The sequence below is a fragment of the Aeromonas dhakensis genome, from assembly GCF_000820305.1.
Lineage (GTDB): Bacteria > Pseudomonadota > Gammaproteobacteria > Enterobacterales > Aeromonadaceae > Aeromonas > Aeromonas dhakensis.
In genome coordinates, this window is sequence record NZ_CDBH01000012.1 from 1 (window position 1) to 21127 (window position 21127).

The 21127-nt window shown below is 62.4% G+C and carries 17 protein-coding genes; 5 read left to right on the forward strand and 12 right to left on the reverse strand.

Translation table 11 applies throughout. From position 1 onward, the window contains the following. Positions 1-153: 153 nt before the first annotated feature. Both BN1143_RS00715 and BN1143_RS00720 read right to left on the reverse strand, forming a co-directional pair. Complete coding sequence (locus BN1143_RS00715; RefSeq protein WP_042049284.1) at positions 154-1140, reverse strand: DUF58 domain-containing protein; 987 nt, start codon at positions 1138-1140, stop codon at positions 154-156. Then, the gene (locus BN1143_RS00720) at positions 1140-2060 is read right to left on the reverse strand and encodes an AAA family ATPase (RefSeq protein WP_005298498.1); all 921 of its coding nucleotides are present in this window, start codon (positions 2058-2060) and stop codon (positions 1140-1142) included. The genes BN1143_RS00715 and BN1143_RS00720 overlap by 1 nt, the downstream gene beginning before the upstream one ends. A gap of 192 nt (positions 2061-2252) precedes the next feature. Here BN1143_RS00720 and blaAQU point away from each other — a divergent pair, with 192 nt between their 5' ends. Together blaAQU and dtpB are read left to right on the forward strand one after the other, a co-directional pair. Then, entirely contained in the window at positions 2253-3395 is a 1143-nt protein-coding gene (gene blaAQU / locus BN1143_RS00725; protein ID WP_042049285.1) for an AQU family class C beta-lactamase, read from the forward strand. A 555-nt stretch (positions 3396-3950) separates the two neighbouring features. Further along, on the forward strand, positions 3951-5453 hold the full coding sequence (dtpB, locus tag BN1143_RS00730; protein WP_042049286.1) for a dipeptide/tripeptide permease DtpB: 1503 nt from the start codon (positions 3951-3953) through the stop codon (positions 5451-5453). Positions 5454-5498: 45 nt separating this feature from the next. On the opposite strand, the gene ruvX is transcribed toward dtpB, so the two are convergent. Continuing rightward, the gene (gene ruvX, locus BN1143_RS00735) at positions 5499-5921 is read right to left on the reverse strand and encodes a Holliday junction resolvase RuvX (RefSeq protein ID WP_005303327.1); all 423 of its coding nucleotides are present in this window, start codon (positions 5919-5921) and stop codon (positions 5499-5501) included. A 46-nt stretch (positions 5922-5967) separates the two neighbouring features. After that, the gene (locus BN1143_RS00740) at positions 5968-6522 is read right to left on the reverse strand and encodes a YqgE/AlgH family protein (RefSeq protein ID WP_005303325.1); all 555 of its coding nucleotides are present in this window, start codon (positions 6520-6522) and stop codon (positions 5968-5970) included. A 118-nt stretch (positions 6523-6640) separates the two neighbouring features. Between BN1143_RS00740 and BN1143_RS00745 the strand changes: the two genes are divergently transcribed. Continuing rightward, positions 6641-8266 carry a methyl-accepting chemotaxis protein gene (locus tag BN1143_RS00745; protein WP_026139130.1) on the forward strand — a complete coding sequence of 542 codons (1626 nt, stop codon included), beginning with the start codon at positions 6641-6643 and terminating at the stop codon, positions 8264-8266. Between the two features lie 105 nt (positions 8267-8371). Here the strand turns inward: BN1143_RS00745 and gshB are convergent, their stop codons facing one another. The 5 genes from gshB to metK all read right to left on the reverse strand — a co-directional run bounded on the left by gshB (position 8372) and on the right by metK (position 12821). Continuing rightward, complete coding sequence (gshB, locus tag BN1143_RS00750; protein ID WP_005303321.1) at positions 8372-9325, reverse strand: glutathione synthase; 954 nt, start codon at positions 9323-9325, stop codon at positions 8372-8374. A 104-nt stretch (positions 9326-9429) separates the two neighbouring features. After that, entirely contained in the window at positions 9430-10161 is a 732-nt protein-coding gene (gene rsmE / locus BN1143_RS00755; protein WP_017785228.1) for a 16S rRNA (uracil(1498)-N(3))-methyltransferase, read from the reverse strand. 130 nt (positions 10162-10291) lie between these two features. Then, positions 10292-10993: an endonuclease gene (locus BN1143_RS00760; protein ID WP_042049287.1), complete on the reverse strand. Its 702-nt coding sequence runs from the start codon at positions 10991-10993 to the stop codon at positions 10292-10294. A 73-nt stretch (positions 10994-11066) separates the two neighbouring features. Continuing rightward, entirely contained in the window at positions 11067-11600 is a 534-nt protein-coding gene (locus tag BN1143_RS00765) for a SprT family zinc-dependent metalloprotease (protein ID WP_042049288.1), read from the reverse strand. A 69-nt stretch (positions 11601-11669) separates the two neighbouring features. Next, positions 11670-12821 (reverse strand): methionine adenosyltransferase, encoded by a 1152-nt coding sequence (gene metK / locus BN1143_RS00770; RefSeq protein ID WP_042049289.1) that lies wholly within the window; start codon positions 12819-12821, stop codon positions 11670-11672. Positions 12822-13163: 342 nt separating this feature from the next. Between metK and tkt the strand changes: the two genes are divergently transcribed. Further along, on the forward strand, positions 13164-15155 hold the full coding sequence (gene tkt, locus BN1143_RS00775) for a transketolase (protein ID WP_005303312.1): 1992 nt from the start codon (positions 13164-13166) through the stop codon (positions 15153-15155). 408 nt (positions 15156-15563) lie between these two features. Further along, the gene (locus BN1143_RS00780; RefSeq protein WP_005303310.1) at positions 15564-15962 is read left to right on the forward strand and encodes a hypothetical protein; all 399 of its coding nucleotides are present in this window, start codon (positions 15564-15566) and stop codon (positions 15960-15962) included. Between the two features lie 148 nt (positions 15963-16110). Here BN1143_RS00780 and BN1143_RS00785 read toward each other — a convergent pair whose 3' ends face one another. The 3 genes from BN1143_RS00785 to BN1143_RS00795 all read right to left on the reverse strand — a co-directional run bounded on the left by BN1143_RS00785 (position 16111) and on the right by BN1143_RS00795 (position 21108). Next, positions 16111-17376, reverse strand: coding sequence for a RidA family protein (locus tag BN1143_RS00785; RefSeq protein WP_042049290.1), 1266 nt, complete (start codon positions 17374-17376; stop codon positions 16111-16113). Positions 17377-18461: 1085 nt separating this feature from the next. Further along, positions 18462-19565, reverse strand: a complete 1104-nt coding sequence (locus BN1143_RS00790) for an anhydro-N-acetylmuramic acid kinase (RefSeq protein WP_042049291.1) — start codon at positions 19563-19565, stop codon at positions 18462-18464. Between the two features lie 232 nt (positions 19566-19797). Continuing rightward, a complete protein-coding gene (locus BN1143_RS00795) occupies positions 19798-21108 on the reverse strand; it encodes a peptidoglycan DD-metalloendopeptidase family protein (protein ID WP_042049292.1) in 1311 nt (436 codons plus the stop codon). Positions 21109-21127: the final 19 nt, after the last annotated feature.

Genomic DNA, 21127 nt, shown 5'->3' on the forward strand with positions numbered 1-21127 from the left:
GGGGGGGGCGGGGGGCCCCAGCCCCGCCACAGCATCATGGCCCGCACGCCAAGGGCAAGCAGCGAGACTGCCATCACCCAGAGCTGCAGCTGGGGCCAGAGGGCCGGGATCAGCAGCAACTGCAGCAGGGCGAGCAGCGGCAGCAGGCGCCGGTTATCGAGCAGCATCGAGGTCTGTCTCCGGCATCGGCTCCCGGGCGTCGAGGCGGGCCAGTGCCAGTTGGCAGCGCTGCAAAAAGGCGGGGCCGCTGTCCGGCCCGAGCGTCCGGCCCGCCAGGGTCAGGCTGAAGGGAATGCCCCGTTTGGCATAGTCGCCACACCACCAAGCGAGCACCGCCAGCCTCGCTTCGAGATCCTGGCCGCCGACCCGGGAGAGGGAGAGGTGGGTATCATCCTGTCCCGGCTCGCAGAACTGCTTCACCAGCAGGCCGCGCCCCTGGGCGAGCTGTTTCCAGGCCACCCGGCTGAGCGGCTCCCCGCTCTGATGGGCCCGCAGCATGTCGAAATCTCCCATCGAGGCCGGGGTGGATTGTCCCCGGTTGCCCGCCGCGTCGGTCGCGGCCTCCCCGCGCAATGGGCCGTACGCAGGGGCCGGGGCGAGCCAGCCCTCCAGTTGCAAATCCAGCAGCGACCAGCAGCGAAACAGGCCGAGGGGGTAGCGGCTCTCCACTCGCAGCCTCTCCAGCGGCAGTCGCCCGCGCCGGGTACCCAGCACCGGCAGGAGCAGAGGTTGGGGCACCACATCCACCTGCGCCAGCCAGAGCCGCCCTTCATTGAGGGAAAACTGCAGTGCCTGCAGCGGCCGTTCGCTGCGCACCGTGATGCGCATGGGCAAGGGGCTGCCCACCTCTCCCAGCACGGCAGGCCCGCCCAGCAGGGCCAACCCCAGCAGGTTGCGGTGGGTGAGCCACATGGTGACCATGAACAGGCTGCCGAGGCCGTAGGCCAGCAGCAATACCAGGTTGTTCTGGTAGTTGGTGCCGAGCAGATAGATGGCCAGCATCACCAGCAGATAGCAGAGGCCGAGCCGGGTGGGCAGAATGAACAGACAGCGCCCCTGCAGGGTGAGCTGGCGCGCCGGCGGGATGCGCCTGGCCAGCCAGCCTTGCTGCCACCTGGCCCTGCGCTGGCGCCAGTTCATCAGGGACGATCCGGATCGACCCGGGCCAGCAGGCGCTGGCTGAGCGGGCAGGCTTCACCGCGCTGCACCCCAAAGCTCCCCCTGAGCCTGTGCTCGGCCACGTAGGGGAAGACTGCCTGCACATCCTCCACGCTGACGAAGCGGCGGCCCGCCACCAGCGCCCAGGCCCGGCTCACCGCCAGCAGGGTCTGGGCGGCGCGGGGCGAGAGCGGCTGCGGCAGCTCGGCGTCGAAGCGGCTCTGCTGCACCAGTGCCAGCAGGTAGTCGAGGGTGGCATCGGCGAGGTGGATCTGCGCCGCCTCGGCCTGCAGGGCGGCAAGATCTGCGGCATCGAGCTGGCGTTCGAGGGGGGCGCTCTGGCTGGCCCCACGCAGCAGCCGCCGCTCCGCCTCCGGGGTCGGAAAGCCCAGAGAGAGGCGCACCGCGAAGCGATCGAGCTGGGATTCCGGCAAGGGGTAGGTGCCCGATTGATCCGCCGGGTTCTGGGTGGCGATGACGAAGAAGGGGGAGGGCAGCGGGTGGCTCTGCCCCTCGATGCTCACCTTGCCCTCGGCCATGGCCTCCAGCAGGGCGCTCTGTACCTTGGGGCTGGCGCGATTGATCTCGTCTGCCAGCAACACCTGGGCAAAGACGGGGCCGGGGTGAAAGCGAAACTGCTGCTGCTGGGGGTCAAAGATCTGCAGCCCCAGCAGGTCGGCCGGCAGCAGATCGGCGGTGAACTGTACCCGCCGGCAGTCGAGCCCCAGCACCTGCGCCAGGGCGTGGGCCAGGGTGGTCTTGCCCATGCCGGGCAGATCCTCGATCAGCAGGTGGCCGCGGGCCAGCAGGGTCACCAGGGCAATCTTGAGCTGCAGCGGCTTGCCCAGGATCACCTGCTCCAGCGCCGTCAGCAGCCGGGTTATCTGTGGTTGTGTCTGCACGGGTGCCTCCCCTCGGTGTCGTTGCCCCTACAGCTTAATACGCCAGTTCGGTGGCAAGAGGATAAGTTGCAGATAACCCATTGAATCCGGATGATTTGAGGCGCGACTTCACACAGACTTCACCTGTGCTCATGTTCGCCACATATTGGCCCGCTATGCTGGCGGCTTTCCAACCTCACGAGATCTATCGTCATGAAGCAAACCTCACCCTTGTCGTTGCTGGCGCTGAGCGCCCTGCTGCTGTCGCCCCTCACCCAGGCCGCTCCCGCCGATCCGCTGGTCGGGGTAGTGGATGACGTCATTCGTCCGCTGGTGAAAGAGCACAGGATCCCGGGCATGGCGGTCGCCGTGCTGAAGGGGGGGCAGGCCCACTACTTCAACTACGGGGTTGCCGAGCTGGCAACGGGGAAGAAGGTCAGCGAGCAGACCCTGTTCGAGATTGGCTCGGTCAGCAAGACCCTGACCGCGACCCTGGGGGCCTACGCCGTGGTCAAGGGGAGCATTGGGCTGGATGACAAGGTGAGCCGGCACGCTCCCTGGCTCAAGGGCTCCGCCTTTGATGGCATTACCATGGCCGAGCTTGCCACTTACAGTGCCGGGGGCCTGCCGCTGCAATTCCCCGACGAGGTGGAATCACTCGAGCAGATGCAGGCTTACTATCGCCAGTGGACGCCGGCCTATCAACCAGGCAGCCATCGCCAGTACTCCAACCCCAGTATCGGCCTGTTCGGCTATCTGGCGGCGAGCAGTCTGCAGCAGCCGTTTGCCCAGTTGATGGAGCAGACCCTGCTGCCCGGACTGGGGATGCATCACTCCTATATCAATGTGCCGAAGCAGGCGATGGCGAACTACGCCTATGGTTATTCGAAAGAGGACAAGCCTATCAGGGTCAATCCCGGCATGCTGGCCGACGAGGCTTACGGCATCAAGACCAGCTCGGCGGATCTGCTCGCCTTTGTGAAGGCCAACGTCAACGGGGTGGATGACAAGGGGTTGCAGCAGGCCATCGCTTTGACCCACCAGGGGCGCTACTCGGTAGGCGGGATGACTCAGGGGCTGGGTTGGGAGAGCTACCCCTATCCGGTCAGCGAGCAGACGCTGCTGGCGGGCAACTCGGCCCAGGTGATCATGAAGGCCAATCCGACGAAGGCCGCGCCGAAGGAGATGGGGAGCCAGCGGCTCTTCAACAAGACCGGCTCGACCAACGGCTTTGGCGCCTATGTGGCCTTCGTGCCGGCCAAGGGAGTGGGCATCGTCATGCTGGCCAACCGCAACTACCCCATCCAGGAGAGGGTAAAGGCGGCCCACGCCATCCTGAGCAAGCTGGCTCCCTGAGCCGGCACTGGCCGCGGGTCACGGCGCCATTTGCCGCGACCCACCTGTTCTGAAAAACGCCGGGCTTTGCCCGGCGTTGTCATCTGGTCTGGGGGCAGCAGCAAAATAAAGACCCGTTTGAGATTAACAAAACTAATCCCGCCATATTAGAAAACTTCACTGATAGTGTAGTTACAAGTGTGATCTACGGCTTATTTGCTTCAAATATAGTTAATTATCATAAATAGTGATGATTGCTCGATGTTTTAACGTTATGCGGTGAATGCCGGGCCATCTTGACTGGAAGCGAGTCGCGGCAGGAAAGGAAGGCCCGTTCGATCCCCCATTTTTGGTTGCCCGCCGATATTCGGTCTGCCGCCAGCAAGGGGTCGATGACCCGAGCAGGGAGGTTCATGGCATGGCGAAAACCATCGCCCCCTCAGCATCACCCCATCCGGGCCAGTCGGCCTGTTCCCCCTTCGTCTGCATCGCGGCAGCAAGCTTGCGACCCCTGGCCAACCCGGCTGCGGGGCCGCTCACATGAATAAGAAAATACATACAGACAGGTAGGTTAGCATGCGTCCATCCACCCCGACCGGGTTGTTGCAACAACCAAAACCCTTTTTCATGATCTTCTTCGTCGAGCTCTGGGAGCGCTTCGGCTATTACGGCGTCCAGGGCCTGCTGGCGGTGTTCTTCGTCCAGCAGCTGGGCTTTTCCCAGGAGCAGTCCTTCATCACCTTCGGTGCCTTCTCGGCGCTGGTGTACGGCCTCATCTCGGTGGGCGGTTACGTGGGTGACCATATTCTGGGGACCAAGCGCACCATGGTGCTGGGGGCCATCGTACTGGTCATCGGCTACTTCATGACCGGCATGTCCATCTACAACCCCGACCTCATCTTCTATGCACTGGGCACCATCGCCGTCGGCAACTGCCTGTTCAAGGCCAACCCCGCCAGCCTGCTCGCCAAGTGCTACGAGCCCGGTGATCCCCGGCTGGATGGCGCCTTCACCCTGTTCTACATGTCGATCAACGTCGGCTCGCTCATCTCCCTGTCGCTGGCTCCCGTGGTGGCCGATCACTACGGCTACACAGTGACCTACAACCTGTGCGGGGTTGGCCTGGTGATCGCCCTGCTCACCTTCTTCGCCTGCCGCCGCATGGTCAAGGGAATAGGCTCGGCCCCCGATCACCTGCCGCTCGACTACGGCAAGCTGCTGCTGGTGCTGCTGGGCTCGGTCGCTCTGGTCTTCTTCTGCGCCTGGTTGATGCACCACGTGGTGATCGCCAACATGGTGCTGATGACGGTGACCCTGGCCGTGGTGGTCTTCTTCTTTCGCGAGGCGTTCAAGCTCGACAGCGTCGGGCGCAACAAGATGTACGTGGCCTTCGTACTGATGCTGGAGGCGGTGGTGTTCTACGTGCTCTACGCCCAGATGCCAACCTCGCTCAACTTCTTTGCCATCAACAACATGCACCATGAAATGCTGGGGGTGACCGTCAACCCGGTCAGCTTCCAGGCGCTCAACCCCTTCTGGGTGGTGCTGGGCAGCCCGGTGCTGGCGATGATCTATACCCGGCTGGGCAGCCAGGGGCGGGATCTCACCATGCCGCTCAAGTTCACCCTGGGCATGCTGTTCTGCTCCCTCGGTTTTCTCACCGCGGCGGCGTCCGGTATCTGGTTTGCCGATGCGCAGGGACTCACCTCACCCTGGTTCATGGTGCTCATCTATCTGTTCCAGAGTCTGGGGGAGCTGATGATCAGCGCCCTGGGGCTGGCCATGGTGGCGGCGCTGGTGCCGCAGCGGCTGATGGGCTTCATCCTCGGCATGTGGTTCCTGACCCAGGCGATGGCCTCCCTGCTCGGGGGCTATGTGGCGACCTTTACCGCGGTGCCGCAAGGGGTGACGGATCCGCTGCAGACCCTGCCCATCTACACGGACGTGTTCGGCAAGATTGGTCTGGTAACCCTGCTGGTGGCGGGGGGGATGGGGCTGATGGTGCCCTGGCTCAACCGCATGATGCAGGCCGGTGAGCGCCATGGCGAGGAGGAGGAACTGTCGCAGGCCAAGGCCTGAGAGGGGCAGAAGGGGTGAGGCGCACGAGCGCCTCACCCCGGCAGATCAGTCGTATTGCTCTTCCATCCAGGCTTCCAGGATGAGCTGGGCGGAGACGCCATCCACGCTCCCCTTCTCCAGCGCCCTATAGCCACCCTGTTCGAACAGGCGGGCGCGGGCATCGGTGGTGGTGAGCCGCTCGTCCTTGAACTCCACCTGCTTGCCGAAGCGGCCGTGCAGGCGGTTGCCGAACTTGCGGGCGCGCACCGTGATCTCCTGCTCGGTGCCGTCCATGTTGAGCGGCAGACCCACCACCAGCAGGTCCGGTTGCCACTCCTTGAGCAGCTTGTCTATTTCGTCCCAGTTGGGGATGCCGTCGTTGGCCTTGAGGGCGCGCAGCGGGCGGGCCGTGCCGGTGAGCTCCTGACCGATGGCGACCCCTATGCTCTTGGTGCCGTAGTCAAAGCCCATGATACTGCGTGATGACATTGGGTAATTTCCTCAGAATGCGTCGCAAATTGCACAGCAGATTGCATCAGCCGTGGCCGATGTCGCTGGACAGGTGAACGGGATTGACCCCGATGCTGGCGGCGGCGCGTTGCCAGCGCTGGTGGATGGGGGTCTTGAACACCAGATCCGGATTGGGGGGGATCACCAGCCAGGCGCCGTCCACCAGCTCCTGTTCCAGTTGCCCCGCGCTCCAGCCGGCGTAACCGAGCGCCACCAGCCAGTGCGCCGGTGCCTCCTCGGTACCCAGGGTCTCCAGTATGTCCTTGGAGGTGGTGACCATCAGTTCGTCCCCCACCTGCAGGGTGGAGTTGAAACCGGGGCGGAAGCTGTGCAGCACGAAGCCGCGATCGGCGTGAACCGGCCCCCCCTGCAGCACCGGCTGTTTGAGTTCCGGGTTGGCGGGCGGTGCCAGCTTGAGCTGATCCAGCATGGTCTCCAGCGACATGTCCACCGGAATATTGACCACCAGCCCCATGGCGCCCTCTTCGTTGTGCTCGCACAGATAGACCAGCGAGCGCTCGAAATAGGGGTCGGTGAGGCTCGGCATGGCGAGCAGGAAGTGATTTTGCAGTGTTTGCATATGGGCCAAATATTGCAAAGGTATTTGCAGTCAATTATGGCAGCTCGCTTCGTCTGGCAAAACCGCTTTTTGGGCGGCCGGCTCAGACCAGTCAATCTGTTTCAGTGGAGAGAAAGCCATGGAAGGTATTTCAATCAGGCAGAAGTTGATCCTGGGCTGTGTTGTTCCCCTGCTGGCGCTGTTGCTGCTGGTCATAGGAGCAACCCAGGCGATGTCCCGGCTGATGACCGGCATCAACGCCATGTATCAGGGGGAGGTGGTCCAGCTCAAGGAGCTCAAGCAGATCGCCGATCTCTATGCGGTCAAGGTGATCGATGCCGCCAACAAGGCCAACGTCGGGGGCTTCGAGCCGGCTCGCTCCAAGGCTGACATGAGCGCCGCCCAGCAGGAGATCGCCACCATCTGGCGCCAGTATCGCAGCCATGACATGAGTGACGAGGAGCGCAGGCGGGCGGACAAGGTGGAGGCGCTGTTTGCCGCCGCCAACCGGGAGATAGAAAAGGTGATGGGGCTGCTGGACGGTTCGCCGGGCGAACACAACGCGGCGCTCGCCGCCGCCATCATGCCGCTCTATCAGGTGATCGACCCGGTCAGCGATGCGGTGAGCGATCAGGTGGCGTTCCAGCTGCAGGAGGCGGAAGAGAACGTGGCCGAGCTCAACCAGCTCAGGCAGCAACTGACCCAGCTGTTTGTCGCGCTGTTTGTGGTGGTGGGGGGCTGCGTCCTGTTCATCGGGATCTGGGCCGGGCGCAGCGTCAGCCAGCCGCTGGCGGCCATGGGGCAGATCCTGCGCGGCATGCAGACGGATCTCGACTTGAGCCGGCTGGCTCCCGTGCTGCGCAAGGATGAGATGGGCAGTCTGGCGCACTCCCTCAACGAGGTGATCCGCCATTTCCGTGGCCTCATCGCCCAGATCAACGAGACTGCCGAGCAGCTTGCCAGGGCATCGGCCCAGCTGGCCCATATCGGGGTCGAGAGCCGCCAGCGGTTTGCCCAGCAGCAGGCGGAGACGGATCAGACCGCGACCGCCATGAACCAGATGAGCAGCACGGTGGCCGAGGTGGCCAACAGCTCCAACCAGGCGGCCGATGCGGCCCGTCATGCCGACGACAGCGCACGGCACGGCCACCAGATCGTGGAGGATGCCATTGCGCGCATGTCACACCTCTCCTCCCAGATCCAGAACACGGCGGCCATGATCACCCAGCTGGCGGATGACAGCCGGGACATCGGCAGCGTGATGGATGCCATTCGCGGCATCGCCGAGCAGACCAACCTGCTGGCCCTCAACGCCGCCATCGAGGCGGCGCGGGCAGGGGATCAGGGGCGCGGCTTTGCGGTGGTGGCCGACGAGGTGCGCACCCTGGCCCAGCGTACCCAGCGCTCCACCGAAGAGATCGGCAAGACCATCGTCAAGTTGCAGCAGGGGGCCAATCAGGCGGCCAGCAGCATGGAGCAGGGGCTGGAGCAGGTGGAGGAGTCCAACCGTACCGTGCTGGCCTGTGGTCAGGCGCTCGGCGAGATAGTCAGCTCGGTCAACGTGATCAACGAGATGAATACCCAGATTGCCACGGCGGCGGAGGAGCAGAGCAAGGTGGCCGAGGAGATCACCCGCAACGTGGTCAACATCGCCCATATCGCGACCGAATCGACCGGGGCGGCCACCCAGCTCAACCAGAACTGTCACGAGTTGGAGCAGCTGTCGGGGGATCTCAAGGAGAAGGTGGGGCAATTCCGCTGCTGAGGGGACTGACGCTGGATAGATGGATTGATGGATGGATAGAAAAGAGGCGGCCCCGGGGCCGCCTCTTTTATTTATCATCTGTCGTCACTGCTGGGCCGGGACGGCTTAAGCCTTGGCCAGCCGGCGCTCGATGGCGTCCATCAGCATGCCGGTGATGTGCACGTCGAAGGCCGCTTCAATCTCGCGGATGCAGGTCGGGCTGGTGACGTTAATCTCGGTCAGCCGATCGCCGATGATGTCGAGGCCGACGAAGATGAGCCCCTTCTCTTTCAACGTCGGGCCCACCGCGCGGGCGATGGCCCAGTCCGCCTCGCTCAGGGGGCGCGCCTCGCCACGGCCACCGGCCGCCAGGTTGCCACGGGTTTCCCCTTGGGCCGGGATGCGGGCCAGGCAGTAAGGTACCGGCTCACCATCCACCACCAGCACCCGCTTGTCGCCATCCTTGATGGCGGGCAGATAGGTCTGCGCCATGCAGTACTGGCTGCCGTGGGCGGTGAGGGTCTCGATGATGACGCCGACGTTGGCGTCATCCTCCTTCATGCGGAAGATGGAGGCGCCGCCCATGCCGTCCAGCGGTTTGAGGATCACGTCCTTGTGCTGGGCGTGGAAGGCGCGCAGCTTGTCGGCGCGGCGGGTCACCAGCGTGGTCGGGGTGTGCTCGGCAAACCAGGCGGTGTAGAGCTTCTCGTTGGCATCGCGCAGGCTCTGGGGCTTGTTGACGATGAGGCAGCCCTCATCCTCGGCCCGCTCCAGCATGTAGGTGGCGTAGATGAACTCGGTGTCGAAGGGGGGATCCTTGCGCATCAGGATCACGTCCAGGCTGGAGAGCGGCTGATCCACCACCTCGCCGAGGCTATACCAGTCGGCATAGTCGTATTTGACGGTGAGCGGACGCATGGTGCCGAAGGCACGACCGGCCTCCATGTAGAGATCCTTCATCTCCAGATAGAACAGCTCGTAGCCGCGCTTTTGCGCCTCTTCGAGCATGGCGAAGCTGGAGTCCTTCTTGATGTTGATGGCCGAGATGGGGTCCATCACGATGCCGAGTTTAATGGTCATCCGCTGTTCCTTCTTAATGGCTCGATAGGGTTGTAGGGTCGATCCGCGCAGCGCAATCGGCCGCTTGAGGCTGCCTCAATGCTTATCGACACTGCCCGATGGTATTACGCGAGATCGCCGAAGCGGCACTGCAGCGCAGTAATCGCGGTCAGGGCGGCGGTTTCGGTGCGCAGCACCCGCGGCCCCAGCAGCATCTCCTTGAAATCTTCCTGCACGGTACGGGCGATCTCGTCGCTCGACAAGCCCCCTTCCGGGCCGATCAGCAGCCGCACGCCGTGCTCGGGGATTGGCAGGGTGTTGATGCTGTAAGGGGCGCGCGGGTGCAGGTTGAGCTTGAGCTCCTGGGTCTCTTCCGCCAGCCAGGCGTCCAGCTCCATCGGCATGCGCACCTCGGGCACGGTATTGCGGCCGCACTGCTCGCAGGCGCTGATCACCACCTTCTGCCACTGTTCGCGTTTTTTCTCCAGCCGATCGGCCGGCAGCTTGACGCCGCAGCGCTCGGAGAAGAGCGGGGTGATGCAGGTGACGCCGAGTTCCACCGATTTCTGGATGGTGAAGTCCATCTTGTCGCCGCGGCTGATCACCTGACCAAGGTGGATGGCCAGCGGTGACTCCACCGAGCGCTGCTCGCAGCTGTCGATGGTCACCTCCACCGACTTCTTGCCCACATTGGCGATGGTGGCGGGGTACTGGTTGCCGTCGCCGTTGAACAGCTCGAGCTGCTGACCCGGCTGCATGCGCAGCACCCGGCCGATGTGGTTGGCACCGTCTTCCGACAGGGCGAGGGTCTGGCCCACCTGCAGGGCGGCCGGTTCATAGATACGTGGAATGCGCATGGCTGATAGTCAGTCTCTTGCTTGGAAACTCTTCAATATCCTACTGCACGGCGGCGAGCAAGGCTCACGAGACCGAGGGTGAAGGGTTTCATGATAAGAGGGGGCGATCCCCCTCCCAGGTCAAATGGGGTTACTGGCACTGCTTTTCAATAAAGGGGTTGGTATTGCCCTGCAGCTTGCCGATGCGGCGGTTGCGCTCGCACTCCCAGCCGTCGGCCGGGTACTGCCTGTCCCAGGCTTCGAACAGTTTACGCTGTTGCGCCGCCAGACGCAGCCCATACTGCTGGCTCATGTAGAGGTACGCGCGGGCGATCTGGCCCCGTACCGGCCCCTTGGGTGGCTGCACCCGGCGCTCCTTGAAATCCACCAGCATCCGGCACTGGCCGTACTGATCCGGGGTGCCGTTCCAGTCGGAGAAGCGGAAGTTGGCCCGATCGCCGTTCACCTCGCCAACGGCGGGGAAGAGGTTGTGCATGTCCCCCTCCATCTGGTTGAACTCGTCGCTCTTGCCGCAGTTCTTGCGGCCCCCCTGCTGCCAACACTTGAGCTGGTGGCCGAACTCCCAGGCCGGCACCACGTGTTCCCACTCGATGCGGGCGGCGCGCTTGGGCTGCTTGCGCGGCTCATAGCCGCAGCTGGCCAGATCCGGGCTCATTTTCTTGCCCTGATAGTCGATGCTGCAGCCGCAGTAGATGGTGGTGACAGCGGGCTGGCTCTGGTAGAGCTTGACCAGCCCCTGCTTGGCTTCGCGAAAGGTCTGGGCATGCAGGGGCGCGCTGAGCAGCGGCAAACCGGCCAGCAGGGTCAGGGCGAGGGAAGAGATGAGACGCATGGGATTCCTTGCAAACGGGATGATTGACGAACGATGGCGGGCACCCTACCACAAGGGCGCGACACCGGCTGGCTTACTGCGACGTGACGACCCGTTCCAGCGCCTGCCGACAGCGACGGCAGTGGTAACGGGCCTCGCCGCGCACCACCTTGTTGTGGCGGCGCACCGACAGCTGATGCTGTTGGCAGAGGCAGCGATAGGGGATGGTCGGCTGCGCCAGTACCGCCAGATCGAAGCTGTGGGTGGTTCTGGGCTCAAGGCCGAACAGCTCCCGCATCACAGATTGCCACTGGCGGCCGTGAGGCAGCACCCGCGATCTGCCGCGTCCTTCTCCCCACAGGGCATAAACCAGCAGGTGGGCCACCTCGTGGGGCACCACCTCGGCCAGAAACGCCTGCTGGTTGGCCTGATAGAGGGCCGGGTTGAAGCGCAGCTCCCAGGTCTGCAGCCGCGCCGAACCCGCCGCCCGACCGCGCATGTTGCAGTGCACCTGCGGGCGGGGAAAGGAGCGGCCAAGGCGTGCTTCGGCCTGCACAAAACAGGCGTCGACGCGGGTGAGCAGCTGCTCGTGCAGGGCGGGGTCGAGGCGGGTAGCGGTGGCGGACATCGGGTTCTCGGCAAATGGCGGACAAGCAAAAGGGGAGCCAGGCTCCCCTTTATACCACAAGCGCGACGCTTACAGACCGGCGGCGGAACGCAGCAGTTCGGCCTTGTCGGTCTGCTCCCACGGGAACTCGCTGCGACCGAAGTGACCGTAGGCGGCAGTGGCCTGGTAGATCGGGCGCTTGAGATCCAGCATCTGGATCAGGCCGTACGGGCGCAGTTCGAAGTGCTCGCGAACCAGCTTGACCAGCAGATCCTCGGCCACCTTGGCAGTGCCGAAGGTTTCGACGCTGATGGAGGTCGGCTCAGCCACGCCGATGGCGTAGGAGACCTGTACTTCACAGCGATCGGCCAGACCGGCGGCGACGATGTTCTTGGCCACGTAGCGGGCGGCGTAGGCAGCGGAGCGGTCAACCTTGGACGGATCCTTGCCGGAGAAGGCGCCACCACCGTGACGGGCCATGCCGCCGTAGGTGTCGACGATGATCTTGCGACCGGTCAGACCGCAGTCCCCCATCGGGCCGCCGATAACGAAACGGCCGGTCGGGTTGATGAAGTATTTGGTGTCCTTGTTGATCCACTCGGCCGGCAGCACCGGCTTGATGATCTCTTCGCGCACCGCTTCAACCAGGTCTTTGTGGCTGATGGATTCGGCGTGCTGGGTAGAGAGCACCACGGCATCCACACCGATGATCTTGCCGGCGTCGTCGTAGGCGAAGGTCAGCTGGCTCTTGGCATCCGGACGCAGCCACGGCAGGGTGCCGTTCTTGCGCACTTCGGCCTGACGCTTCACCAGCAGGTGGGAGTAGGTGATGGGGGCCGGCATCAGCACGTCGGTTTCGTTGGTGGCGTAGCCGAACATCAGGCCCTGGTCGCCCGCGCCCTGCTCCAGCGGATCGCTGCGGTCAACGCCCTGGTTGATGTCCGGGGACTGCTTGCCGATGGCGTTCAGCACGGCGCAGGAGTCGGCATCGAAGCCCATGTCGGAGTGGGTGTAGCCGATCTCGCGCACGGTGTCGCGCACGATCTGCTCGATGTCTACCCAGGCGGTGGTGGTTACTTCACCGGCCACCATGACCATGCCGGTCTTGACCAGGGTCTCGCAGGCAACGCGTGCCTTGGTGTCTTGCTTGAGGATGGCGTCCAGGACCGCATCGGAGATCTGATCCGCAATCTTGTCGGGATGGCCTTCGGAGACCGACTCGGAAGTAAACAGCTTTGCCATGATGGGATTCTCAGCTTGTCTGGGGTTATCGCCGCAGCAATAACCGGGTGATGATAGGATGATTGTAGAGGTATCTACATCTGGACGTCCATTTTAGTTAGCGACCCCCTCGATTACCAGCACTATTTTGGTTTTGCCGCCCCCTGGCCGAACAAGATCCGTTCTTCACCCCATTTGGGGTAGATAGTGGTCATGACTCAATCGTTTGCCCTGTCAAGAAAAGCGATTGAGCTCCCAAAGCGGCTTTATTCGCCCAGATAATATTTGCACGCCGCGCCCCCTGCTGGGACAATGACGCGCCTTAATCTTGGCCATCAAATGAAGCAATCGCAGGAGATACAGATGCCTTCTCGTAAAGAGCTTGCCAATGCCATTCGCGCATTGAGTATGGATGCCGTTCAAAAAGCCAACTCCGGTCACCCGGGCGCCCCCATGGGAATGGCGGATATCGCCGAAGTATTGTGGCGCAGCCACCTGAAACATAACCCGAACAACCCCAAGTGGGCCGACCGCGACCGTTTCATCCTCTCCAACGGCCACGGCTCCATGCTGCTGTACTCCCTGCTGCACCTCTCCGGTTATGACCTCTCCATCGACGATCTGAAAAACTTCCGCCAGCTGCACTCTCGCACCCCGGGTCACCCGGAGTACGGTTATGCGCCGGGCGTCGAGACCACTACCGGTCCGCTGGGTCAGGGCATCACCAACGCCGTGGGCATGGCGATTGCCGAGAAGGCCATGGCCGAGCAGTTCAACCAGCCGGGTCACGACATCGTTGACCACTACACCTACGCCTTTATGGGCGACGGCTGCCTGATGGAAGGTATCTCCCACGAGGCTTGCTCCCTGGCCGGTACCCTGCAACTGGGCAAACTGATCGCGTTCTGGGATGACAACGGCATCTCCATCGACGGTCACGTGGAAGGCTGGTTCACCGACGACACCGTCAAGCGCTTCGAAGCCTACGGCTGGCACGTCATCCCGGCCGTTGACGGTCACAGCCCGGAAGCGATCAACGCTGCCATCGAAGCCGCCAAGGCCGAGACCGGCAAGCCGACCCTGATCTGCTGCCGCACCATCATCGGTTACGGTTCCCCGAACAAGTCCGGTTCTCACGACTGCCACGGCTCACCGCTGGGCAACGACGAGATCGCCGCCGCTCGTGCCTTCCTGAAGTGGGACCACGCACCGTTCGTTATCCCGGCCGACATCGCTGCCGAGTGGAACGGTCAGGAGAAGGGCGCCAAGCTGGAATCCGACTGGGCTGCCAAGTTCGCCGCCTATGAAGCCGCTCACCCGGCACTGGCTGCCGAGTTCAAGCGCCGCACCGCAGGCGAGCTGCCGGCCAACTGGGCTGCCGACTCCGCCAAGATCATCGAAAACCTGCAGGCCAACCCGGCCAAGATCGCTACCCGTAAAGCGTCCCAGAACGCTCTGGAAGCGTTCGGCAAGTTGCTGCCGGAGTTCATGGGTGGTTCCGCTGACCTGGCTCCGTCCAACCTGACCATGTGGTCCGGTTCCAAGTCCCTGACCAACGACGATGCCTCCGGCAACTACATCCACTACGGTGTACGCGAGTTCGGCATGTCCGCCATCATGAACGGTATCGCCCTGCACGGTGGTTTCATCCCCTACGGCGCCACCTTCCTGATGTTCATGGAGTACGCCCGCAACGCCCTGCGCATGGCCGCTCTGATGAAGCAGCGTTCCATCTTCGTTTACACCCACGACTCCATCGGTCTGGGTGAAGATGGCCCGACTCACCAGCCGGTTGAGCAGATCGCCTCCCTGCGTCTGACTCCGAACATGAGCACCTGGCGTCCGTGTGACCAGGTTGAATCTGCCATCGCCTGGAAACACGCCATCGAGCGTACCGACGGCCCGACTTCGCTGATCTTCTCTCGTCAGAACCTGGCCCAGATGGACCGCAGCGCCCAGCAGCTGGCCGATACCGCCAAGGGGGGCTACGTGCTGAAGGATTGCGCCGGTACGCCGGAGCTGATCCTGATCGCCACCGGTTCCGAAGTGGAACTGGCTGTTGCCGCCTATGAGCAGCTGACTGCCAAGGGCCGTGCCGTGCGCGTGGTCTCTCTGCCGTCTACCGACGTGTTCGACGCCCAGTCTGCCGAGTACAAAGAGTCCGTCCTGCCGTCCTCCGTCACCAAGCGTGTGGCCATCGAAGCCGGCATCGCCGACTACTGGTACAAGTACGTGGGCTTTGGCGGCAAGATCATCGGCATGCGCTCCTTCGGTGAGTCCGCGCCGGCCGAGCTGCTGTTCAAGGAATTCGGCTTTACCGTGGAAAACGTGGTTGCGACCGCTGAATCCCTGTAATCGCCCCTGTAATTCCTGAACGTTGGGCCGCGCAGGCCCAATAGTCGGAAAATCAAACGCCCTCCGTCGCAAGATGGGGGGCGTTTTTTATTGGCGAATTTGGCATGGCGAGCGTGAGTCTGTCGATGTGAAGATTGGCCGGATCGATTACTTGATCCATCTCGCTTTTTCTTTGCAAGTTACTTCCAAAAATAGCGCCATACGATACCATTCCTGCCGACCATCCCCGTCATCATCAGCTCTCCATGGATATTCGGCCGTTTTCATTCAGCCAACGTGACGTAAGCTATGTGTCGCTGCCTGGTGATGGCATCAAGCGGCAAGCTTTCCGGGGCCTGGTCAATTCTGTATGTGCCGTTGTTAATTATAAAAATGTCATGTGACCTATATCTGAAATGGAGTTTTCCCATGTCTTGTTCCATTGTCATCAATCAGTCAGCAAAAAAGCTGCAAGTCAATAAAGATAGTTATGATCTCGGTAAAATATCGAACGTACAGGTTCGGGTCCTTTCCTGGAAAGACAAAATACTCAATATGATTATGTTGGGGGCCATCGCTTCCAGTCTACTGTTCATATTTGTGCCAACGGATGCACAAGGTCAGGTTATTACATGGATTCTTCCTGCTATTGCATTTCTGATTGGTGCATGTCTGGCTCTGGTGATTAGCAACAAGTATGAGTTCAGGTTGGAATTCAGACATTCTGATGAGGTCGGAGTGCAGTGGTTCACGGCAGCCAAGAGCAGGGCAGAGAGCGATTTTAAATTGTTCAAGCAGTGGGAAGCTGAACTGAAGCGCCATATTTGAAAGCGTGTTATTGGCCCGCAGGTTCGATTAGCGACGCATAATTGGACGTTCGCGCATCTGTGCCGATGCCATAAAAAGAATATTCCCTCGTGTTACCAAAAAAGAGACCGGCCATCAGCCGGTCTCTTTTTATTATTCAAGGCATGTCTTATGCCTGCGGCGGGGTGCTTTCTGCGTTGGACATCACCGCATCAATCTGCACCAGGGCGCCGGCGGGCAGCTCGCTCACGCCAATCACGGTGCGGGCGGGCAGATAGGCCGGGAAGTATTTGGTGTAGATGGCATCCACGTCAGCCAGATCCGCGATGTTCTTCAGCTGGATATTGACCTTGACGATATCGTCCATCACGTGGCCGATGCTCTCGACGATGGTCTTGATATGGCCGAGGCACTGGGCGGTCTGCTCCTTGACACAACCGGCCAGGATCTTGCCGGTGGCCAGATCGAGCGGCAACTGGCCGGCGATATGGTTGTAGTGAGAGAAGGCGACAGTCTGGGTGTGCAGGGGGCTGCGCGGCGCCTTGTCGGTGTTGCGGGCGCGGATCACCAGATTGTGTCTGTCTTCCACCAGCTGTGGCGGGGTGCCGTCACCGTGGGAGATGACCGCATCCATCTGCACCCGGGCGCCCAGCGGCAGGGCGGCGGCCACGATCACGCTGCGGGCCGGCAGGTAGGCGACGGCACGGGCAATGGCGGAGTCCGGGAAGAAGGTGGTGTAGACGTCGTTGACGGCGTCCAGATCGGCCAGATCAGTCAGATAGACGGTGACCTTGACGATATCGTCAAACGGCACATCGATGCTCTCCAGCACGTGCTTGATGTTGCGCAGGCACTGCTCCGCCTGCTGCTGGATACCGCCGGCGACCAGCTGGCCCGACGCGGCATCGACCGGCAGCTGGGCACCGATATTGTTGTAGTGGGAGAAGGCGACGGTATGGGTCGAGAGCGGATCCTGCGGCGCCTTGTCGCTGTTGCGGGAGAGCTTCAGCAACGGGCAGGGGGCCTGCGGGAAGGTACCTTCACCGTTGGAGATGAGCGCGTCCATCTGCACGGCGGCGCCGAGCGGCAGACCGGCCACCGCCAGCACTGTGCGAGTCGGCAGCAGGTGGGGGAAGAACTCGCCATAGACGGCGTTGACCGCGTCGAGATCGGCAATCTCTTTGAGAAACACCGTGATTTTGACCACGTCATCCATCACATGATCGATGCTCTCGACGATGGCCTTGATATTGGTGAGGCACTGTCTGGCCTGCGCCTTGATATCCCCTGCGACCAGTGCGCCCGTTTTCGGGTCGACCGGCAGCTGGGCGGAGATATTGTTGTAGTGGGAGAACGCCACGCTCTGGGTGCTGGGGCTCAGATCCTGCGGTGCATTGGCGGTATTTCTGGCTGACTTGATGATGGTACCACTCATGGCGATACTCCTTTTTCAATCATTATTGGTGTAGGTACGGGTCACCCTCCCTCATCTTCTGATGGCCGCCCGGCTCGCCAGCGAGCGGGCTCTCCTCTTTATTTCGGCAATAGCCGGCCATTCCCGCCAATTATGACGGGTGGCAAACATCGCCTCGCATATTGAGTCAAGGTCGCCAGTGCAGGCGATCGGATAACAGAGGTATGGATTGGGTTGGTTATCTCAGACGAGAGGATTCTATGAAGGGTATTCAGGGGATGCAAACCGGGATCGCATTTCTATGAGGTGGCTCAACGCTCTGAAATATAGCCAGAATGGCATTCAATGCACGATAAATGACGGGATAAATGGCTTCATATAGTGCGTTATGGTGGTGAAGGCCGAATGGCGTGGCTTCCCGTCATCATGCTCAGCGATCGGCCATGTGAATAAAGCGTTAATGATTGGCACTATTTCGCTGTTAATGCAAAAAACTATGCATGGCTATGCATTTCATTGCGTTGAAAGGGGCTGTCATATGCATGGAAAATATGCTAGCCGGGGGCGGTTATTGTGCCCATTCGTCGGCTCCTGACATATCATTCAGCGATCTTGCATGGTTGTCTGCTTATTTTCAGGCAAAGCTCGCCGCGGGCAGCCGTTATTTGCCAGATATTAGCTGCCGTTATTTTCCAGATGGCACCCGTCAGGTTTATGCAATGAAATTGCAGCGTGGGACAAGCGCCATCAGGGGCAAATATCAGGACGGATGTTCCAGCCCAGCCGATATCGGGCGAAGGGTGCAACAGGGGGGGCCGGCTGGTTCAGCGGGTGTGAACCTTGTGCCTGGAGCCCGGACAAGATAGCGCTGCCGCGTTGCCCTGTTCTGGCGGAAAAACCCGGCATCGCCCCATGGGCGGCGCGACAGGGTCTGGTGTTTGAGAGGTCGGCCGCCTGGGTTGCAGGTGCCTTGTTCAGGCGGCGCCTTGGACCAGGTATGGCTCAGGTGGGATAGAGAGCACCCAGCACGGCAGGGCGGCTGGCGCCGGCGTATGGGAGGGCAGGTTGCCCTCCTTGTTCAGGCGGCGCCTTGGGCTAGTCCTGGCTCAGGCGGGATAGAGGGCACCCAGCACGGCGGGGCGGCTGGCGCCGGTGACGGCGGGCAGGTTGCCGGGTTGGCGGTGGATAAAGCGCTGCGCCAGCCAGGCAAACGCTGCGCCTTCCATCCAGTCGGGGGCGATCCCCAGCTCGGCCGTGTTGGCGATGCGCCAGCGGGGCAGCAGGCTGGCCAGCTCCGCCAGCAGCGGGGCGTTATGGGCACCGCCGCCGCAGACATACAGCTCGGGTTGGCTCTGTGCATCAGCCAGTGCGGGCAGCTGGCGGGCGATGCTGTGGCAGGTGAGCGCCTGTAGGGTGCGCTGTACATCCGCCGGGGCATGGGCGTGGCCGGCCAGCTCGCCATCGAGCCAGTCGAGGGTAAACATCTCCCGTCCTGTGCTCTTGGGGTGAGGGGTGGCAAAGTAGGGGTGAGCCAGCAGCTGCTCCAGCAGTGCAGGGATAAGCTGGCCGCTGGCCGCCCACTGGCCGCCGGCATCGTAACCGGCCCCCTGGGGGTGATGGCGGCGATACCAGCCGTCGAGCAGGGTGTTGGCCGGGCCGGTATCAAAGCCATAGACGCCATCGGCCTGGCCCGGCAGCACCGAGATATTGGCGATGCCGCCGAGGTTGAGCACCACCCGCAGGGCGCCGGGGCGCGCAAAGAAGGCTTGATGGAAGGCGGGCACCAGTGGCGCCCCCTGGCCGCCGAGGGCCATGTCCATGGTGCGAAAATCGGCCACCACATCGATGCCGGTCAGCGCCGCCAGCAGGGCCGCGTTGCCGATCTGCAGGGTGAAGCCGAGCTGGGGACGGTGGCGGATGGTCTGGCCGTGGCTGCCGATGGCGCGAATATCCTTGGGAGTCAGCCCTGCCTTGGCCAGCAGGGCGTGGGTGGCGGCGGCAAATTCGCGGGCGACCAGGTTGTCGGCGACCCCCATGCGATCGATCTCGTTGTCGCCCGGGGTGCTGAGTGCGTGCAGCTCGTGGGCGGTGGGCCAGGGGTGGCTGACGGCCGCCTCGACCCGCAGTTGATCCCCCTCGATCACGACCAGCACGGCGTCGATGCCGTCTATGCTGGTACCGGACATCAAGCCTATATAGCGTTCAGTCATGGGGCTTCCTTACTTGCAGGGCGGGAAAAAGTACGTGAGAGAGGGAGCGGCCTCGATCCCATGCCGTATTCTGGTCCCGGACATCAAGCCTATATAGCGTTCAGTCATCAGGCTTCCTTACTTGCAGGTCGGGAAAAAGTACGTGACAGAGGGAGCGGCCTCAATCCCATGCCGTATTCTGGTACCCGGCATCAAGCCGATATAACGCTCGCTCATGACTGCTCCTTGTGGGTCAATTGCCGCCGTTGGCCCGCTTGTTCTGGGCCAGCTGCAGCTCCGGGCTGTCCAGCTTGGCGAGCTGGGGCATGGCCTGCGCCTTGAAGTTGGCCAGCGCCCGTCCGCTCAGTGTCTCTGCCTGCGGCAGGTTGAGGGTGCGCGGGTTCTTGTGCACGCCGCCCACCACAAATTCATAGTGCAGGTGCGGCCCGGTGACCCGGCCGGTGCCACCGAGCAGGCCTATGGTCTGGCCCTGCTTCACCCGCTGCCCCTTGTTGACGGTGCGCTTGGAGAGGTGCAGGTACTTGGTCACGTAGTTGCCGGCGTGCTTGATGAAGACGTAGTTGCCGTTGAACTGGTTGTAGCCGGCGGCCACCACGCTGCCGCCACCGGCAGCCATGATGGGGGTGCCCACCGGCGCCACGTAGTCGATGCCGTTGTGGGGGCGTACCTTGCCGGTGACCGGGTGCAGGCGGCGCGGGTTGAAGTTGGAGCTGATGTATTTGAAGTTGACCGGCGCACGCAGGAAGCTCTTGCGCATCGCCTTGCCATCCGGGGTGTAGTAGTTGCCATCCTCGTTCAGCACGGCGCGATACACGGCACCCTGGTTGACGAACTCGGCGGCCAGGATGTCGCCGGAAGCAACCCGCTCGTCATCCTGGAATTTCTCCTCGTAAACCACCCGGAAGCTGTCACCCGGTTGCAAGTCCTGGGCAAAGTCGATGTCCCAGCCGAAGATGGCGGCCAAGTCCATGATCTGATCCTCGGTCATGCCGGCGTCGACGGCGGCGCCCCAGAAGCTGGAGCGGATCTCGCCCTTGGCCACCTGTTCGCGGGTGTCGAGCTCGAGCTTGACCGCCCGGGCGACAAACCCTTCATCCTTGCGGATCACCTTGAGCGCCTGCTCCAGGCTGTGGGGATAGTAGAGGCTGTGCAGCTCGCCACCCTTGGTGAGCTTGAAGGTGAGCTCCTGGCCTGGCTTGAGCAGGCGCAGGGTGTCGGTGCCGTTCAGCTGATCGATGAGGTGCAGATCCGTGGTGCTGAGGCCAAGGCGCTGGAAGATGACCCCCATGTTGTCGCCGCTGCGCACCTTCACCTGCTTGGTGATGTAGCTCGGCTTGGGTGGGGCGACGGGCTTGTCTTCGGCCAGCAGCGCCTCCTCGTCGACCTGCTGCTCCATGGCCAGCTCGTTGCCGTTGTCATCGACCCGGGTAGCGACCGCCTGTTCGCTGGGCCAGGCCGCCAGCATCATCACCATGATGCTCAGGATCAGCACCATCTTGCGGTGCCAGTGAGGGAGAGAGTTGAAGGCGTGCCAAATGACCATGAGAAGCAGACGAAGTTGA

Excerpts from the sequence above, each read along its gene's own strand:
- BN1143_RS00790 (WP_042049291.1), bottom strand. The coding sequence starts at position 19,565 with ATGACTGAACGCTATATAGGCTTGATGTCCGGTACCAGCATAGACGGC.
- BN1143_RS00740 (WP_005303325.1), bottom strand. The coding sequence starts at position 6,522 with ATGCAAACACTGCAAAATCACTTCCTGCTCGCCATGCCGAGCCTCACC.
- BN1143_RS00780 (WP_005303310.1), top strand. The coding sequence starts at position 15,564 with ATGTCTTGTTCCATTGTCATCAATCAGTCAGCAAAAAAGCTGCAAGTC.
- BN1143_RS00795 (WP_042049292.1), bottom strand. The coding sequence starts at position 21,108 with ATGGTCATTTGGCACGCCTTCAACTCTCTCCCTCACTGGCACCGCAAG.
- metK (WP_042049289.1), bottom strand. The coding sequence starts at position 12,821 with ATGGCAAAGCTGTTTACTTCCGAGTCGGTCTCCGAAGGCCATCCCGAC.
- gshB (WP_005303321.1), bottom strand. The coding sequence starts at position 9,325 with ATGACCATTAAACTCGGCATCGTGATGGACCCCATCTCGGCCATCAAC.
- tkt (WP_005303312.1), top strand. The coding sequence starts at position 13,164 with ATGCCTTCTCGTAAAGAGCTTGCCAATGCCATTCGCGCATTGAGTATG.
- BN1143_RS00760 (WP_042049287.1), bottom strand. The coding sequence starts at position 10,993 with ATGCGTCTCATCTCTTCCCTCGCCCTGACCCTGCTGGCCGGTTTGCCG.
- BN1143_RS00785 (WP_042049290.1), bottom strand. The coding sequence starts at position 17,376 with ATGAGTGGTACCATCATCAAGTCAGCCAGAAATACCGCCAATGCACCG.
- blaAQU (WP_042049285.1), top strand. The coding sequence starts at position 2,253 with ATGAAGCAAACCTCACCCTTGTCGTTGCTGGCGCTGAGCGCCCTGCTG.
- dtpB (WP_042049286.1), top strand. The coding sequence starts at position 3,951 with ATGCGTCCATCCACCCCGACCGGGTTGTTGCAACAACCAAAACCCTTT.
- rsmE (WP_017785228.1), bottom strand. The coding sequence starts at position 10,161 with ATGCGCATTCCACGTATCTATGAACCGGCCGCCCTGCAGGTGGGCCAG.
- BN1143_RS00715 (WP_042049284.1), bottom strand. The coding sequence starts at position 1,140 with ATGAACTGGCGCCAGCGCAGGGCCAGGTGGCAGCAAGGCTGGCTGGCC.
- ruvX (WP_005303327.1), bottom strand. The coding sequence starts at position 5,921 with ATGTCATCACGCAGTATCATGGGCTTTGACTACGGCACCAAGAGCATA.
- BN1143_RS00745 (WP_026139130.1), top strand. The coding sequence starts at position 6,641 with ATGGAAGGTATTTCAATCAGGCAGAAGTTGATCCTGGGCTGTGTTGTT.
- BN1143_RS00765 (WP_042049288.1), bottom strand. The coding sequence starts at position 11,600 with ATGTCCGCCACCGCTACCCGCCTCGACCCCGCCCTGCACGAGCAGCTG.